Here is a 14,749-nt window from a genome sequence, read left to right as displayed (position 1 = left end):
CCGAAGCCAGTCAGGAACGACTGGCTTCTTTTTTTATAAACTCGTTTCCAAGTTACAATCATTACTTATTCAATTCACTCTAACTGGTTACGTAACAATACGCAAATAATCCGCCTGGCCATCTCCCAGGCCATTCATACAGAAAAGTAACCGTTCATCACAAAACAATTACTTTTCCTACGTACGCACGTCTTTGGGATACCGGACCCAAACGGTATCTCACAACAACGAATGAACCTAACAACGTGCGGTTATGAAATCTTTCTCTACCTGTTTTCTGTTCGCTCTGCTTCTTGAGTTTCAGGTAGCAGCTTCGCCAATACCTCAGCCCCGACAACGAGCCCAGCTAACTCGCCTTGCCCATTACAATGCTGGCGCTTATGTATCGAAAGATGGACGTTTTCTGCGCGTTAACATCGACAAACAACTGGGAGGGACGGTATCAATACAGCTTTCTGATGCCGATGGAGCCTCCTTTTTCGAGAAAATACTGACTCCACTCGACACAACGGTACGGTTGAATATCAATCTGACTGAACTAGCTGAAGGCATGTATCAATTAGCGATTTCAAATGGTCTGGACACCGATGTGCGAACGCTAAAAATCAGTAGCCCGAAACCAGCCCACCCTACCCGGACAATAACCCCGCTGTAAGCCACTCCTCTTCTACTTAGTCAATTAGTCTTTTGGTGCTACAAACGTTTGAAGCATTTAAACTGGCTATCAACAGTTCAAAATATGTCTATTTAATTAAATTTCATGATTTAACTATGAAAACTATCTTCTACCTATTTGTGATGATTGGCTCATTACACTGTGCATACGCGCAGGAACGAAGTGTGACAGGTAAGGTCACAACTGCCGAAGACGGGAAAGCCCTGCCCGGAGCCAATGTGCAGATTAAGGGAACCACGCGCGGCACCAATACAGATGCTGACGGTAACTATCAGATTACAGTATCCGACAATGCCACCCTTATTTATAGCTTTATCGGTGTTGAATCGCAGGAAATTAAGGTCGGATCAAAGTCGACAATTAATGTAGCTCTCAAAGCAGATACGAAACAATTGCAGGAAGTGGTTGTTACGGCACTGGGCTCTCAGCGCGAAAAACGAACGTTAGGCTATTCGGTATCGAATTTACAGGGCGATGTGCTTACCCGTTCGGGCGAGCCAAACATAATTCAGGGATTGGCAGCCAAAACGGCGGGGGTAATCGTGACCAGTTCGGCCGGTACGCCGGGAGCCTCCAGCAAAATTGTATTGCGAGGGCCGTCAACCTTTACGGGCGAACAACAGCCTTTGATTGTAGTGGATGGCGTACCGATCAATAACGAAACATTCACCTCTTCGTCAGCCGACTATCCCTTCAATCCGAATCTACAGGGCGTTAACAACTCCAACCGGGCTCTGGACCTCAACCCCGACGATATTGCCTCCGTAACGATTCTGAAAGGCCCCGCGGCATCGGCACTCTATGGGGCCAGAGCCGGTAATGGGGCAATCATTTACACAACCAAAAAAGGGCGCAGCCAACGAGGAATTGGCGTAACGGTAAGTTATCGGCTCGAACTGTCGCAGGTAAACAAACTCCCCAAACTACAGTCCGAATATGCCCAGGGTGCGAATGGCGTTTACCAAACAGCCGATGCAGGGCCCGATCAGCGACTCGGCACCGACGACGACCTGGCTGCCGGTACGCCTAATAGCTGGGGACCTAAAATTTCGAGCGTGCCGGGGCTTCAAACATTCGACAACACGGGTAATTTCTTCAAAACAGCCGTTTCGCACACGACCAATGTAGCACTAACGGGTGGCAACGACCGGGCAAATTTCCGGATTTCGTTTGGCAATCTGATTCAAAATGGAGTAGTACCGAATACGGATTACAAACGAAATACAATTCGTCTGACTGCCGATGCATACATGACCGATAATCTGAAGATTGGTGGTACGGTGAGCTACATGAAATCGGGAGGGATAAAAGCCCAGAATGGCAGCAATGTAGCTGGCGTAATGCTAAGCCTTCTGCGGGCACCGGCATCATACGATTTGCGGGATTATCACTACCCAAATGGGTTCAATCGTAACTACTACGCGTTCTACGACAACCCATTTTTTACGGCGTACAATAATCCATTTACCGACGATATCAACCGCGTGTTGGGCAACGTATACCTGAACTACCACCGGTCGTCGCATCTGGATTTTACCTATAAAATTGGCGTCGATGCCTATTCGGATGCTCGTCGGCAAGTGTTTGCTATCAGTTCAAACGGCGATGATAACCAGCAAACATACGGCCAGGTAAATTACGACAATGTCGTTAGTCGCGATGTTTATGCCGATCTGCTGCTACGGGGAGAGCACCGTTTTAGTGAAAAATTCGGCGTAAACTACACGGCTGGCCATAATATTACCTCGTTCAATTTTACCGACAACTTTGCTCGCGGTCGCAATCTGTCGATCCCGAATTTTTACAATCTGGGCAATGCCGCCGAACTATATGCCTCCAATACGGGTACACGCCGACTAACAACCGCTGTTTTTGGGCAGGCCGATTTCGATTATGCCAATCAGTTATACCTGACATTGACTGGCCGCAATGAATGGTCGTCGACTTTTGATCGCACACAGAAAAACAACTTCTTTTATCCCTCGGCTTCACTATCGTGGGTATTTACGGAAAGCGTTCTAAAAAATACACCTATCTCGTTCGGCAAACTACGCCTGGCTTATGCCGAATCAGGCATTCCGCCGGTTCCGTATCGGACCCGTACGTACTTTGGTAAGCCGTCGTTTACGGATGGGTTTACCAACGGGCTTATTTTCCCATATGGAGGTGTAAATGGCTTTGCTTATTATAATCAGGTGGTAGGTTCGCCTAACCTACGACCCGAGCGTGTGAAGGGCCTGGAAGCAGGTCTGAACGTGAAGTTTCTGCAAAATAAAATTGATCTCGACGTCACGGTTTATAACCAGACAACCGTCGATATTCTGTTGCAACGCCCAACAGCACCGGCATCGGGTTTTACGGCCAGTTACACCAATTCGGGCCAATTGCGCAACCGGGGCGTTGAGGTGATGCTCGGCATCAATGCCATAAAAACCCCGGCTTTCTCCTGGGATATAAACCTGAACTGGTCGATGAACCGGAGCAAAGTACTTAAACTGACTGAAGGCGTAACGGAGCTAAGTCTGGAATCGGCTTTCAACGGCATTGGTGGCTATGCCATTGTTGGTCAGCCATTAGGAGTCTTATATGGCACCAAATGGCAGCGCGACGATAAAGGGCAGCTCATCATTGGCTCGAATGGATTGCCCCAACTGCAAGGTGCTCAGCAAAACATTGGCAATCCGTATCCGCAATGGCTCAGCAACCTCCGCAACACGTTTACCTTCAAAGGCATTACCTTAACAGCCCTCATCGACATTCGTCATGGAGGTGCCATCTGGAACGGTACCTATGCCCGGCTCCAACGCCTTGGCCGCACTCAGGAATCGGCCGACCGCGAACATACTTATGTGATTCCTGGCGTAATGGCCGACGGTACGCCAAATACCACAGCCATTTCTGCCCTCAATTATTTTGGTCGTTATCTGGGCGATAATGGTGGAGCAGCCGAACAGTTTGTAGAAACCGTCAACTGGTTCCGGCTCCGCGAAGTTAGCCTGAGCTATCGAATCAAATTCAAGAAATACGTTGATTACGTCGACCTATCGCTGAGTAGCCGCAATCTGTACCTGAGTACCAACTATAAAGGTGTCGATCCGGAAACCAGCCTGACGGGCGCAGGTTCAAACCTGCAGGGTTTCGATTATTTCAATAACCCCGGTACTCGCTCATACATCTTCGGCATCAACTTCGGTTTCTAACTCACTCACAAAGATATTTCGCTATGAAAAAGATACTCCTTGCAGCACTGGCAATGGCGCTGGCTACCAGCTCCTGCAAAAATCAGTTCGATGAATATGGGGTCAACCCAAACTCTCCCGAAACGGCCTCGGCAGCCCTTCTCCTGTCGGGTGCCGAAGTGTCGACGTTTGCTACGTATGGCGGGCAGTTAGGCCGTATTAGCAGTGTGCTGGCTCAGCAGGCTGCGGGCAACCAGTTTCAATATCAGACCTTCGGACAGTATGTCATCACGGAAGCCGATATTACAAACGAGTGGGGAACCATTTACAATGGCACCCTTATCAATGCCCGAACACTACTGGACAAATATGGCGACCAGAACCCTTATTATTCGGGGATGACAAAAATTCTGATGGCTCTCAGCTTTGGTATGGCTACCGACTTTTGGGGAGATGTACCCTACAACGAAGCCGCAATGGGTTTGCAGGGTAATTTTCAGCCCAAATACGACAAGCAGGAAGATGTGATCAAAGGTATTCAGGCACTGCTCGATGAGGCTATAAGTAACTTAAGCCAGCCCCAGTCGGCCAATCAGTTTTTGCCCGCTGCCGACGATATTATCTTTAAAGGGGACGTTACTGCCTGGATCAACGCAGCCTACATCATTAAAGCACGGTATGCTAACCGGCTAAGTCAGGTCGATCCGTCGGGTAGTGCCACACAGGCACTGGCCGCACTCAGCCATGTCTCGGCCGACCAACCCGATATGAATGCCGTTTTCTATAACATTGCCGGTAGTTTTAATCAATGGTACGATTTTCTATCGAACCGGGCGGGCTACATTAAAATGGGCAAGTTTTTTGTCGATTATCTCAAAACAACCGCCGACCCCCGATTACCCTATCTGGTAGACAAAGATGAAGCAGGTGGCTACTCAGGATTAGCCCCCGAAGAGTCTGACAATTCGGCAGCGTCTGATCCGGGGCCGGGCGTTGCATCGGCCGATTCACCCACACCCATTGCTACCTATGCCGAAGCTAAATTTATTGAAGCCGAAGCTCAACTACGGCTTGGGAAAGCCGCCGAAGCTGCAGTTGCGTTCAACACAGCCGTAGCCGCTTCAGTCAACCGGATTACGGGTTCGCCGATTTCGGCCGATTTCAAACAAAAAGTAGCAAGCGAAACGGCCACAACAATTTCGCTGGAAAAAATTATTACCCAAAAATATGTAGCTCTGTTCACATCGCCCGAAGGCTACAATGATTGGCGTCGGACCAGCTTACCCAAGTTGACGGCCAATCAGGATTCGCAGAAAAAAGCGATTCCTGTCCGGTTGCCCACTTCGCAGGATGAACGCAACTATAACCTCAACGCAACCGTAGTTGACGACATCTACCAGCCGGTTTGGTGGGATAAGTAGGAGTATGGTTTATGGTTTACGGTGGCGCTGCCTCAATGAGATCTAGGCCAGCAGGCAGCACCACCGTAAACCATAAACCAAATACCAGGTAAGTAAACAACAACCACAAGCGGACTTTAGAGGTTGAAACCGTCCGATCAACTACAAAACAAAAGAAAGATGCATTGTAAAAAGCTGTTGTTCTTACTCATTGCTTTATGTACGCTAACTGCCGTTGACGGCTGGGCCCAAAAGCAGGATCAGGCTGTTGCTCAGGCTGTTGAAAAACTTCGCAAGCTCATGATCGACCCAGATAAGGCTGGGCTTGACGCCATTACGGCAACTCAATTGACTTATGGGCATTCGAGCGGAAAAATAGAAGACAAAGCCGCTTTTATGGAAGCACTGACAAGTGGTGCCTCCGACTTCAAAACCATTGAACTGACCGATCAGACAGTTACCGTTGTTGACAATACGGCCTGGGTACGGCATAAACTCTTTGCCGATACCAGCGATAATGGCAAACCCGGACAGGCCAAACTGTCAGTACTCCTGATCTGGGTTAAGCAGAAAGGCGACTGGAAACTCCTGGCCCGACAAGCCGTGAAAATCCAGCAATAAACCGATAAGGCTGGATGTTGGTCAATAGTCATTGGCTGGAAACTAGTATCCAATGACTATTGACCAACATCCAGTGCCTTTTTCTTAAATCGGCATTTATTTTGCGGTACTATCGTTATACCCATATACCACCGTACCGCAATGCGTATTTCAATCCTTATTTTTCTATGCCTGTTTGCTGGCTCCCTCGCTAACGGACAGGTTCTTAAAAAGATAGCCACAGCTCCGGCACCCAGCCAGCAAACGCTGTTTAGCCTTAAGGCCGTAGACGAAAAAACAGCCGAAGAACTTCCCGCTTTGTTTCATATTCAGGCTCGGCTGGCCAAAAAGCAATTTGAAGGAAAAAGTCAGCCAGGACAACCGTATACCTTTATCCTGACCCGCACCGATACATTATCCGTCGTAACGAAAGCGCAGGGTTATTACGAAACCGAAGAAATTATGGTTGTTTCGTGCGATACCTGCGCCGACTATGGGTATGTTGTTCAACTCGAAAAAGAAGACCTCAAAGCCGATAGTATTTTTCGAAATTTACAGGTTAATCAGGCATTTCGGCTCGACAATGTTTACTTCGACCAGAGCAGTTATGTGTTACGGTCAGAATCGTATCCGCAACTTAACAAACTGGTAAAAACACTTGTATCGCTTCCCAAACTGGTGATCGAAATTGCTGGCCACACCGACAATGTTGGCGACCGGCGGCTTAATCAATACCTGTCCGAAAACCGCGCTAAAGTCATCCGAAACTACCTCATTCGGCATGGCATTGCCGAAGAACGCTTGCAGGCCAATGGCTACGGCGATACACGCCCAGCCGCTCCCAACGATTCAGAAGAAAATAAACGTAAGAACCGACGCGTTGAATTTGTTGTCTTAGCTATGTAGGCAATTGGTTGAGTCCCCTTACCGATGTCGGACTTTACTAGCTGCTTTGCTAATCAACAACGTACTGATGGCTTATTTCGTTAATCACAACTCGATTGTTCGTCAGATCTGGGGTGATGCTGACGTTATTTTATTGGTTTTTGCGGGATCGGCTGCTGAGTTTGCCCTGAATCGTGCGGTTGACTGGTTATTTTTTACCGGAAAACTCCCTACCGACCCGATTGCCCGTTTATTCTCCACCGTCCGATATGCACAGGAAATTGTGTTTGCCCCTGAAACACAGGCTCGTCAGGCTATTGCCCGGATGAGTGCCATTCATGGAGGAGTTGAACGAAAGCGTGGCTATCAGATTCCCGACTGGGCCTATCGCGATGTATTGTATATGCTCATCGACTATTCGGAACGAGCCTATGAAACACTGCACCGCCCGCTTACCGATACCGAACGGGAAGAGCTGTTTCATACCTTTCGGGAAGTTGGCGCTGGTATGAGCGTGCCCGATTTGCCCATAACTTATGTCGATTGGAAACTCGATCGGGACGCCCACCTGAACCGCGACTTGGTTCGTAGTGAATTTACCGATAAACTGTTCCGGCGCTATCGCCAGCAACTCGGGGGCTGGCGATACGATCTGTTGCGGCAGGCTCAGGCCGTTCTGGTTCCCGATCAGGTTAGTCAACTGCTGGCCTTACCTAAAAAGCCCTGGCTCAACAATTCCATTGGCCTTTACAAAATCCTGAATTCACTTGGTTTACGATCGATCGTACAACGGGCTCTGCTCCCTACCGAATATCTGGCTCAAATTCGAAGCCTCGACGTAGCCGTATAAGCTAATTAGCCCATCGTTTCGGTCTAACAAAACCCATAAAGTCGGGCCCCGGGACCCGACTTTTTTATATAACACAGGGTACGGTTCAACACATATCGTTTTACCGATTACCTTAGTGTCCCTGCTTGCTTAATTCGACTCATCAACATGATCAGTGCTCCTATTACGACCTCGGTTTTCGACTTGTTTAAGGTTGGGCCGGGCCCATCGAGCTCACACACCATCGGCCCGATGAAAGCCGCCTATGATTTCCGACAGCGGTTAGCCCAGCTTTCTGCCGACCTACAAACCCAGGCTAACTCGGTGCATGTGTTGCTCTATGGATCACTTAGCGCCACCGGCAAAGGTCATGGAACCGACCGCGCCGTTGTGGCCGGGCTTCTGGGATGGCAGCCTGAAACAACCGATCCCGATGCGCTGCTCGAACTGCTTCAGAACCCGGCTAGCTCCTACCCGATTCTGGTGGGGGCCACCACCATTTTGCTGGAACCGCAGCATATCCATTTTGAGCGAAAGCGATACCCGTCGCCCTACGCCAACACGATGGTGCTACAACTCCGGCACCATGAACAGGTTCTTTATCAGGAAGAATACTATTCGGTTGGGGGTGGTTTCATTATCCGAAAAGGTGAACCCGAAGCAATTCCCGACGTTCAGTCGGTACCGTATCCATACAGTACAATGACCGAGCTAAAAACACAGCTTACTACTCATAATCTGCGAATTGACGAGTTGATTATGACCAACGAAATGGCCTTGACCGGACGCACACGGGCCGAGGTCAACCAACGAATCGATCTCATTCTGGAGTTCATGCATAAAGCTGTTCGGCGTGGCCTGCGACACAAAGGCATCTTACCCGGCTCGATCAAGCTGACCCGAAAAGCCCCCATTCTGTTTCGGCAGGCCAAAGGCATGAGTCAATCGTCGGATAGTTTTCTGATTTTCCTGAATGCCTATTGCCTGGCGGCCTCCGAAGAAAATGCGGCAGGTGGTATTGTTGTAACGGCACCTACATCGGGAGCGTCGGGCGTAATTCCGGGACTCACCTACCTGGCCAGGTATCATTTTCATCACGACAAAGCCACGCTGCGTGCTGGAATGCTGGCGGCTGCGGCTATTGGGTTTCTGGTAAAACACAATGCCAGTATTTCGGGGGCAGAAATGGGCTGCATGGGCGAAATTGGCACCGCTTCGGCAATGGGGGCGGCTTTTCTGACTCGTTGTGCACAACCCAGCGGGTCTATCAAAGCCATTGAAGCAGCCGCCGAAATCGCAATCGAACACCATTTGGGCATGACCTGCGACCCCATTGGCGGCTATGTCCAGATTCCCTGTATTGAGCGGAATGCCATGGGGGCCGTCAAAGCCTATAATGCTTTTCTGCTGGCCACCTCCGGAGCCGCATCGCTACAAAAAATCTCGCTCGACGCCGTTGTGAAAGTCATGAAAGCAACCGGTCGCGACATGTCGACCAAATACAAGGAAACCTCGGAAGCCGGGCTGGCGTTGAGCGCTACAGAATGTTAGCGGTCAAAACATTTGCCATGCTTTTCCGTGTTGTTAGGTTAGTGCTTAAATAGCAGAAAACTCCTTTATGGCAACTATTTATACGCCCCAACAGCAACGGGTTCTTCTTATTACCAGCCTTCTGGTTATTGCCGGTTTTATTATTGTAGGTCTTAGCAGCTATATATCGGCTTTTTTTGGCGCCGGAATCCTATACGTAGTCTTTCGTCCATGGTTCGCAACACTAGCGCTCAAACACAACTGGAATCGCCCACTTGTTGCTTCGCTGCTCATTCTGTTTGCGTTGGTAGTTATTATTCTGCCTTTTCTGACGCTGAGTTTGCTGCTTATCGGACGAATTCAGTACTACAGCCAGCACACCGACGAAATTTTGAATCTGGTCAAAAAAGCCGAAGACCTGACAGGCTACCAGATAACTAGTCCGCAAAATATTAAAGCCCTATCGCAGCAGGCAGCAGGCTATGCCTCTAAACTATTGCCATCGCTGGCTGGCGGTACGCTTGACTTCATCGTGATTCTGGGTCTGATGTTTTTCACGATGTATTTCATGTTTGTTCAGCAGGAAGATTTTCAGAAAGGTTTACAGAAATACCTGCCATTCAAACGCGACACGCAACGGGAGTTGGGCGAATCACTCAAAAACAACGTCAACGCCAATGTGATCGGGCAGGCACTGGTTTCGTTTGTGCAGGGAGTGTTAACGGGGCTGACACTCTGGATTTTTGGCGTACCCGATGCCCCTTTCTGGGGTGTTGTTGGTTTTTTTCTGGCCTTTATTCCGATTCTGGGCACGCCACTGGTTTGGGCTCCGGCAGGGTTAATTAAACTATCGCAGGGCGATACGGGGCAGGGTATTGGCATTCTGCTGGTTGGCGCTATCGTGATTATCAACATCGACAACCTGCTCCGTATTATGCTTGCCAAGCGCATGGGCGATATTCATCCCCTCATTACGCTAACCGGTATTGTTTTGGGCGTTCCTATTTTCGGTATTCTGGGTCTGGTAATTGGCCCACTGCTCCTCTCCTATTTTATTGTGCTGATCCGGGTTTTTGAACGCGAAAATAAAAAACAGCAGGAAGAAGTGGCCCGAGATGACGAAAGGGTCGAGGAGAAAGCTCAAAAGGGTGAAAGAGCGAAAACGGGCTAATTTCTACAGCTACTGCGTCCAGTGGATAAACAATCTTGTTGATTGTTTATCCACTGGACGCAGTAGCTACCCGCCAGAACCTAATTAACTTATGACCAGGGTATTGGTGATTAACCGTAGCGGCAGTTCTAAAACTTATTTTTACCTATTTATACTTTCAGGCAATCATCCACCCAAAGGAAAGGCTCAATCTGTCTTAAGAACAATGGATGAATTCAGATTGCATTTCTTCATTCGTTCTATAAAGACAGGCAATCCGGTTTGCATCAGTTGCTGGGTCTTTTTAAAATTAGTGTATATATTTTCAGGTGCCCAATCCCAATCCGGCGTAAAAACTAATCGTGCTGGCTATCGAATATCATTTTTCAGAAGCGCCCACTGCGCCAACGTTTTTTTCAACGTGGCTAGTGCTTCATTGGCAGTCGCTATCGCTTGCGTGGTTGGCTGCATGTCGGTATCCTGTAGTACACCAAAAATAGAACTGAAGGCCCGGTTCAAACTTGTTAAGCTGGTTTTCAGCTCATCGACTTTCTTTTTCTGGATGTCGGTAGTAGCCTTGGCTTGAATACTCTGTGCTTCGCCCAATAAATTTATTACCTGTTTCCGGCCTTCATAAACAGCTATGGAAAGGTCATGCTGCTGTTTCAACACTGCCGGGCTCACCTTTACACGCGGGTCCATCGTGATGGTAAGCGGTTGAGTATATACTTTACCATTTACCGTCAGTTTAATCGTGTAGGTTCCGGGTAGTACCCAGGGCGATGTAGGGTCAGGAGCCGTTTGATGATAGGTGGCTGCAATCGGGTAGGCTGGCGGAAGGGGCAGGGGCGTATAGTGCATATCCCACAGGAAACGATGAGAACCTGCTTTTGCCGATAAAATTTGCTGTGGCCGGATCCAGTAAGAGGGCAGATTTACATCAGGAACATTGTAGGGCTGTTCATCACTGCGGTAGTGACGAATGAGTTTACCGCCCGCATCCAGGACATCCAGCGTTACAACTGAGTTCGCATCGGCAGCAAGGTAATAATTGATGATGGCCCCATCGGGCGGATTCTGCCCCGCAGGTTCTTCCTGTGGCAAAGGTGTATCCGTATTCATATTCCAGCGAACGCGGTACGCTCGTTGGGGCTTGTACAGAATGCTCTCCGCTTTTATCAGTTCAGTTGTTACCTGACGTAGGGGGCTAATATCGTCCAGAATCCAGAACGACCGCCCATGAGTACCAACCACCAGATCGTCGTCTTTAATGACCAGATCGCGAATGGAGGTTGCGGGCATATTCAGTCGGAGTGACTGCCAGTGCCCGCCATCATCGAATGAGACGTAGACGGCTGTTTCTGATCCGGCAAACAATAAGCCTTTCCGAATGGGGTCTTCGCGGACGGTGTTGATCGGATCATTGGGCAAACCGGTTACGATTTCCTGCCAGGTTTTGCCTCCATCGTGGGTCCGATAGATGTGCGGACGCATATCATCACACCGGATGCGGTTGACAGCGGCATAGGCCGTGTTGACATCAAAGTGGCCAGCGTCCATAATCGACACTTTACTCCAGGAGCCAACGCCAGAAGGGGTAACATTTTTCCAGGTTTTACCCCCATCACGGGTAATCTGAATATAGCCATCATCCGTACCAGCCCAGATCGTATTTACGTCCTTGAACGAGGGAGCAATGGTATAAATTACCCCACGTCGGGGCATGGTTTTCATGGCGTCGGTACGATATACCCCAACGCTTTCGGGAATGTCAGGATAGGTTTCGCGAGTAAGGTCGGGACTGATGATTTGCCAGGAGTTTCCACCGTTCTGTGTTTTAAACAGTACGTTGCCCGCGAAATAGAGTGTTTTTGGGTCGATAGGAGAAAACAAAACCGGGGCCGTTCGCACAAATCGGTACTTGCCACTACGAACAGTTTCCGGTGCAATATTCTGCACCTGGCCCGTCCGTTTGTCGAATTTGGTAATCTTACCCCCATATATAATATTAGGATCGAGTGGATCGGCGGCTACATAGCCATATTCCTCGACACCAACCGGATGCCATTCCCGAAAGGTTAGCTGGCCATCGTTACCGCGGCTGGCAATGCCCACTGAGCCACTTTCCTGCTGACCACCCAGCACGTTATAGGGAAAACTGTTATCGGTGCTGACATGATAAAACTGTGCTGTTGCCTGGTTATACCAGGAGCTAAATGTTTGTCCGCCATTCACCGTAATAATACCTCCCTGATCGCCCGCCAACAACATCGTGTTGGGGTTGTTTGGATTGATCCAGAGTCGGTGATAATCATCGCCACCAGGCGCCCCCCGAAAATCATTCCAGGTTTTTCCTCCATCTTCTGATTTCCAGGCAGACACATCGGCAATAAAAAGAATATCTGGATTAGTGGGATGTGCTTTTACTTCGGCAAAATCGCTGCCACGACCCCATAGTCGCGGATCTTTATTGAAGCGCGTCCAGGTTTCGCCCGCATCGTCTGAGCGATAGACGCCACCGAGTTCGGGCGCATCGACGGTAGCATAGAGCCGATTAGGACTGCTGGGCGCGATACAAAAACCAATTCGCCCCAATCCCTGCTCAACGGTAGGCAGTCCTTTGGTGAGTTTCTGCCAGCTTGTGCCGCCATCCGTTGATTTATACAGTCCACTTTCCTTGCCTTGCCAGGCACCGTTTTCCCAGGGACCTTCCTGTGCTGTCCACAAATCAGCATAGACAATGGCTGGATTTTTCGGGTCGATGGTTACCTGAATGGCGCCGGTATCCTGGTCTTTGTACAAGACTTTGTCCCAGGTTTTACCCCCATCGGTCGTTCGATAGACACCCCGTTCGGTATTCGGTCCGTAGGGATGCCCTAATACAGCAGCAAAAACCCGGTTTTCATCGGTAGGATCGATTGATATACCACCAATTTGCTGAGCGTCGCTTAAGCCCAGGTGGGTCCAGGTTTTGCCCGCATCAGTCGATTTGTACATCCCGTTGCCCACCGATAAGTCTGGGCGGTGAAGTCCTTCGCCACTGGCTACGTAAATAACATTGGGGTTAGAGGGTGCTACGGCCACATCGCCAATGGAGCCAGTAGGTTGATCGTCGAAAATAGGAAACCAGGTACGCCCGTAGTCGGTCGTTTTCCAGACGCCCCCATTATTGACACCGATGTAAAATACGTTGGGTTGTTGAGGTACGCCCGCTGCTCCTACCGTTCGGCCACCCCGGTGCGGCCCGATCATCCGCCATTTCATAGCGTTGAAAAAGGCGGGATTGATGGTTTGAGCCTGCCCAAAAGCGGCTAAGCCGACAAACGTTAGCAGGAAGATCTGCCGTTTCATGGTATAAAATAGGCCCATGGCAATAGATGGAGTTAACGCTTAACAAACCAGATGAGAAGGCCTGTGACTGTTACAACGGCGGTTGCCAGTGCAAACAGGATATAAATGACCTGAGAAATCCAGCCGCCGTAACGGCCAAAGTGTAATTCCTCAAAAATGTGTTCGGCAATGTACTCCAGGTCAGCATCACGGGCATCGAATCCGCTGATGTAATGGCCGTTTCGGGCATCTATCGTAGCCGAAACAGTGTACTTACCAAGCATCCGGATACTGTTCGGCCTATTCCCCCGAATAACCAGCGTGCTGTCGCCTGGTTTTGGAAAGTCGATTAACTCAGGCTGAAAATCAGCGATGGATGTTTTAGCCATCGCAATCGACGAATCGACCGGAATGCGTTCAAATGCGATGGGAGTTACTGGCGTTTGCTCAGGCTTTCGTTCGTCGCCAAATTCCCGCTCAATTTGCTCCCAGTGAAAGAAAATACCCGTTGCGCTCATCATCAGCATAAACAACAGGGCAACTACGCCCAGCCATTTATGGATATCGGCATACACGATGCGAGATGATTTATTCCAGCGAACGCCAATTTTGAATACACTCAGCAGCGATCGCCGGTAATACCAGGTACCTGTAAGTACAGACGCCAGTAAACAGATGCCCGCTAGCCCCATGATAAATCCACCTGCGGGCTCCAACAGCAAGTTTTCATGCAATTCCCTCGCCCGTCGAACCAGCGTAGCATTGGCATTTCGAGTGCCAAGAATGGCTCCAGTATATGGGTTCATCTCAATCCATTTCCACTCGCCAGCATCCAGCAAATCAACCCGTACAGCTTCATTTGTCTGCTTTTCCGACAACTGAATACTTCGTATCTGAGCCGCAGGATACCGAGTACGTACTGTGGTTAGCAACCTGCCATACGATTGCCGCTGACCAACAGGCTCAATATGGGTTTGATTCGGATTCAGCAACTTATCAACTTGGCGATCAACGACCAGAATGGAGCCGGTGATCGTGATAATCAGAATAAAAAGGCCACCCACCAGGCCAGAAATTCGATGTAAACTGTAAACGGTTTTATCGGAGATCATAGAATGGAGTATTTTTTAGACAGGATGGACAGGATTTTCTTCATAGTGCCCCTGTTCA

Annotated in this window: 10 protein-coding genes; 8 read left to right on the top strand and 2 right to left on the bottom strand. The window is 49.3% G+C overall.

Annotated elements, in window-relative coordinates:
• The first annotated feature begins 253 nt into the window (after positions 1-253).
• The 8 genes from WBJ53_RS09900 (at position 254) to WBJ53_RS09865 (ending at position 10,270) form a co-directional block, all read left to right on the top strand.
• On the top strand, positions 254-655 hold the full coding sequence (locus WBJ53_RS09900) for a hypothetical protein (protein WP_338875938.1): 402 nt from the start codon (positions 254-256) through the stop codon (positions 653-655).
• 116 nt (positions 656-771) lie between these two features.
• Positions 772-3,876, top strand: a complete 3,105-nt coding sequence (locus tag WBJ53_RS09895; RefSeq protein WP_338875937.1) for a SusC/RagA family TonB-linked outer membrane protein — start codon at positions 772-774, stop codon at positions 3,874-3,876.
• A 23-nt stretch (positions 3,877-3,899) separates the two neighbouring features.
• Complete coding sequence (locus WBJ53_RS09890; RefSeq protein WP_338875936.1) at positions 3,900-5,276, top strand: SusD/RagB family nutrient-binding outer membrane lipoprotein; 1,377 nt, start codon at positions 3,900-3,902, stop codon at positions 5,274-5,276.
• Between the two features lie 159 nt (positions 5,277-5,435).
• Positions 5,436-5,876, top strand: coding sequence for a nuclear transport factor 2 family protein (locus tag WBJ53_RS09885; RefSeq protein ID WP_338875935.1), 441 nt, complete (start codon positions 5,436-5,438; stop codon positions 5,874-5,876).
• A gap of 141 nt (positions 5,877-6,017) precedes the next feature.
• Positions 6,018-6,761: an OmpA family protein gene (locus WBJ53_RS09880; RefSeq protein ID WP_338875933.1), complete on the top strand. Its 744-nt coding sequence runs from the start codon at positions 6,018-6,020 to the stop codon at positions 6,759-6,761.
• A 67-nt stretch (positions 6,762-6,828) separates the two neighbouring features.
• Positions 6,829-7,590 (top strand): oxygenase MpaB family protein, encoded by a 762-nt coding sequence (locus tag WBJ53_RS09875; protein WP_338875932.1) that lies wholly within the window; start codon positions 6,829-6,831, stop codon positions 7,588-7,590.
• Between the two features lie 147 nt (positions 7,591-7,737).
• Positions 7,738-9,120, top strand: a complete 1,383-nt coding sequence (locus WBJ53_RS09870) for an L-serine ammonia-lyase (RefSeq protein WP_338875931.1) — start codon at positions 7,738-7,740, stop codon at positions 9,118-9,120.
• 67 nt (positions 9,121-9,187) lie between these two features.
• Positions 9,188-10,270, top strand: coding sequence for an AI-2E family transporter (locus tag WBJ53_RS09865; RefSeq protein ID WP_338875930.1), 1,083 nt, complete (start codon positions 9,188-9,190; stop codon positions 10,268-10,270).
• A gap of 348 nt (positions 10,271-10,618) precedes the next feature.
• Here the strand turns inward: WBJ53_RS09865 and WBJ53_RS09860 are convergent, their stop codons facing one another.
• Positions 10,619-13,600, bottom strand: a complete 2,982-nt coding sequence (locus WBJ53_RS09860; RefSeq protein ID WP_338875929.1) for a glycoside hydrolase — start codon at positions 13,598-13,600, stop codon at positions 10,619-10,621.
• Between the two features lie 32 nt (positions 13,601-13,632).
• Positions 13,633-14,691: a PepSY-associated TM helix domain-containing protein gene (locus WBJ53_RS09855; RefSeq protein WP_338875928.1), complete on the bottom strand. Its 1,059-nt coding sequence runs from the start codon at positions 14,689-14,691 to the stop codon at positions 13,633-13,635.
• Positions 14,692-14,749 lie beyond the last annotated feature (58 nt).

Origin of the sequence: Spirosoma sp. SC4-14, assembly GCF_037201965.1 — a bacterium.
In the GTDB taxonomy this organism is placed as follows: Bacteria; Bacteroidota; Bacteroidia; order Cytophagales; family Spirosomataceae; genus Spirosoma.
Note: the sequence above shows the minus strand (reverse complement) of the source record. Positions and strands in the feature narration are given on the sequence as shown.

Bases quoted from the DNA above. Each gene is read 5' to 3' on its own strand.
- WBJ53_RS09900 (WP_338875938.1), top strand. From the start codon at position 254: ATGAAATCTTTCTCTACCTGTTTTCTGTTCGCTCTGCTTCTTGAGTTT.
- WBJ53_RS09895 (WP_338875937.1), top strand. From the start codon at position 772: ATGAAAACTATCTTCTACCTATTTGTGATGATTGGCTCATTACACTGT.
- WBJ53_RS09890 (WP_338875936.1), top strand. From the start codon at position 3,900: ATGAAAAAGATACTCCTTGCAGCACTGGCAATGGCGCTGGCTACCAGC.
- WBJ53_RS09885 (WP_338875935.1), top strand. From the start codon at position 5,436: ATGCATTGTAAAAAGCTGTTGTTCTTACTCATTGCTTTATGTACGCTA.
- WBJ53_RS09880 (WP_338875933.1), top strand. From the start codon at position 6,018: ATGCGTATTTCAATCCTTATTTTTCTATGCCTGTTTGCTGGCTCCCTC.
- WBJ53_RS09875 (WP_338875932.1), top strand. From the start codon at position 6,829: ATGGCTTATTTCGTTAATCACAACTCGATTGTTCGTCAGATCTGGGGT.
- WBJ53_RS09870 (WP_338875931.1), top strand. From the start codon at position 7,738: ATGATCAGTGCTCCTATTACGACCTCGGTTTTCGACTTGTTTAAGGTT.
- WBJ53_RS09865 (WP_338875930.1), top strand. From the start codon at position 9,188: ATGGCAACTATTTATACGCCCCAACAGCAACGGGTTCTTCTTATTACC.
- WBJ53_RS09860 (WP_338875929.1), bottom strand. From the start codon at position 13,600: ATGAAACGGCAGATCTTCCTGCTAACGTTTGTCGGCTTAGCCGCTTTT.
- WBJ53_RS09855 (WP_338875928.1), bottom strand. From the start codon at position 14,691: ATGATCTCCGATAAAACCGTTTACAGTTTACATCGAATTTCTGGCCTG.